The sequence below is a fragment of the Dietzia sp. CW19 genome, assembly GCF_014145265.1.
GTDB lineage: Bacteria > Actinomycetota > Actinomycetes > Mycobacteriales > Mycobacteriaceae > Dietzia > Dietzia natronolimnaea.
Window position 1 is genome coordinate 1 of the sequence record NZ_JAALEE010000445.1, and the last position, 2,578, is coordinate 2,578.

At 70.5% G+C, this 2,578-nt stretch carries 2 protein-coding genes; both read right to left on the minus strand.

Annotated features, from left to right (window positions below):
- Positions 1-1,715 (minus strand): MtrAB system histidine kinase MtrB (mtrB, locus tag G6021_RS13045; RefSeq protein WP_182641475.1); only part of this gene is annotated, 1,715 nt, incomplete at its 3' end.
- Positions 1,712-2,401, minus strand: coding sequence for an MtrAB system response regulator MtrA (gene mtrA / locus G6021_RS13050; RefSeq protein WP_179526178.1), 690 nt, complete (start codon positions 2,399-2,401; stop codon positions 1,712-1,714). The genes mtrA and mtrB, both read right to left, overlap by 4 nt.
- Between the last annotated feature and the right edge of the window lie 177 nt (positions 2,402-2,578).

A 2,578-nucleotide genomic window follows, 5' to 3' on the forward strand; every position in this document is an offset into this window, starting at 1 on the left:
TCCTCGGTCCCGGGGACGCGGTCCAGCGGGGTCGGCGACCCGGTGCTCACCAGCCGCGCCTCGTCCTCCGGGGTCAACGGCAGCGGGCTCGAGGTGAGGGTGCCCCCGTGGCGCCGGGGGATGGTCAGCCGGAAGCACGACCCCTCCCCGGGGCTGCCCCAGCAGTCCAGCCGGCCGCCGTGCAGCTTGGCGTCCTCGAGCGCGATCGCCAGACCGAGTCCGGTCCCGCCCGACCGACGGACCCGGGAGGGATCCGCCCGCCAGAAGCGGTTGAACACGAGCGACTCCTCGCCGGGCTTGAGCCCCACGCCGTGATCGCGCACCGAGACCGCGAGCGCCGCCTCGGACCCGCGGAGGGTCACCCGGACGGGCTTGGACTCCGAGTGGTCGAGTGCGTTGGCCACCAGGTTGCGCAGGATGCGCTCCACACGTCGGGAGTCCACCTCGGCCACCACCGGCTCGGCCGGCATGTCCAGCTCGACCTGTACGCCCGCCGACTCCGCGATGTGCGACACGGTGGACACCGCGTCCTCGACCGCCCCCCGCACGTCCAGCGCGGTCACCGAGAGCTCTGCCATTCCGGCGTCGTGGCGGGAGACCTCCAGGAGGTCGGTGAGAAGGCTCTCGAACCGGTCGAGTTCGGACTCCAGCAGCTCGACGGCCCGCTTGGTCGGGGGGTCGAGGTCACCGGCGGAGTCGGAGATGATGTCCGCCGCCATCCGGACGGTGGTCAGCGGGGTGCGCAGCTCGTGCGAGACGTCCGAGGTGAAACGCTTCTGCAGGTCGCCGAACTCCTCCAGCTGGGTGATCTGGTCGGACAGGCTCTGTGCCATGTCGTTGAACGCCATCGCCAGTCGGGCGACGTCGTCCTCTCCCCGGATCACCATCCGTTCCTTGAGGTGACCGTTGGCGAACCGCTGCGCGATCGACGCCGCCTGGCGGACCGGCAGCACCACCTGCCGTGCGACCATCCACGCGATCGCCGCACTGAGCACGATGATCGCCAGGCCGGCGGTCGCGACGATCCCGCGCATGATCCCGAGCGTCTGTTCCTCGGCGATGAGCGGATAGACCAGGTAGAGCTCGAGCCCGGGGATCGACGAGTCCGTCGGCGTCCCGATGATCAGCGCCTTGGCGGGCTCTCCCCGGAAATCTACCGTGACGTACTGGTAGGCGACCCGGCCCCGCTGGACCAGCGACTGCAACTCCGGGGGCACCTGCGAGTCGGCCGGGCTGACGACCTGCCCGCGCCCGGTCTGGTCGGGCACCACCAGGATCGGGTCGAAGGTGCCCGCGTGCACCGACTCCCCGTCGGAGGCGATGCCCCGCTCCCCCAGTGCGCTGCGCGCCTGGTCGAGGCGGGACTGCTCACTGGTCCCCTCGTCGGTCGCGGCGATCTGCGCCTCGACGGTGACCCGCAGCCGGCCCGCCTGCTCGACCGCGGCGTCCAGTTTGGTCGAGAGCAACTGCGCGGCCATCTGGCTCTGCAGCATGAACGCGATCGTGAGGATCACGCCCATGGACAGCGCGAGGGTCGAGGTGACCACCCGGAGCTGGAGGGATCGCCGCCACATGCGCGCGAACCGCATCCCCAGGACGGTGAGGTCCAGATCCCGGATCCGCTCCAGGAGGGTCGACGACGAGTCGGTCATGTCCCGGGTGTCGCGCTCGTCGCCGGAGGACGCCGCCGCGTCGTCCGGGCGACGTGCGGTCACGAGACCGGACCGGCCTTGTACCCGACTCCGCGCACGGTGAGGACGACCTCGGGGTTCTCCGGGTCCTTCTCGATCTTCGCGCGCAGGCGCTGGACGTGCACGTTGACCAGCCGGGTGTCGGCCGAGTGACGGTAGCCCCAGACGTGTTCGAGCAGGACCTCGCGGGTGAAGACCTGGCGGGGCTTGCGGGCGAGCTCCACCAACAGGTCGAACTCCAACGGCGTGAGCGGGATCGGCGTGCCCTCACGCGTCACGGTGTGGGCGGGCACGTCGATCGTCACATCACCGATGTGCAGGAGTTCACTCGGCTCGTCCTCACCCCGGCGCAGACGCGCCCGGATGCGGGCCACGAGCTCCTTGGGCTTGAACGGCTTCATGATGTAGTCGTCGGCTCCGGACTCCAACCCCAGGACCACGTCCACGGTGTCCGTCTTGGCCGTGAGCATGACGATCGGCACCCTGGACTCGCCGCGGATGTCCCGACACACGTCGATCCCGCTCCGGCCCGGGAGCATGAGGTCGAGCAGGACCAGATCGGGCTGGACCGCCCGGAAGGTCTCGATGGCCTGGACGCCGTCGCCCACGACCTCGGTCTCGAACCCCTCGCCCCGCAGGACGATGGTGAGCATCTCTGCCAGTGCGGCGTCGTCGTCGACGACGAGGATCTTCGGGGTCATTGTCACCACTTGTGTCGGCGTGAGTGTCGGCATGTGTCCATGGAGACCTTACCCGGCCGCACCGACGGGCCGGGCCCACGGCTCGGCTCGGTGGCCGGGGAATCCGTGGCGCCGACGGCTCACGAGCCGACCACGAGGTCCGCCAACCGCCGCACGTCGGGGTCGACGCCCAGCACCCGCCAGGGC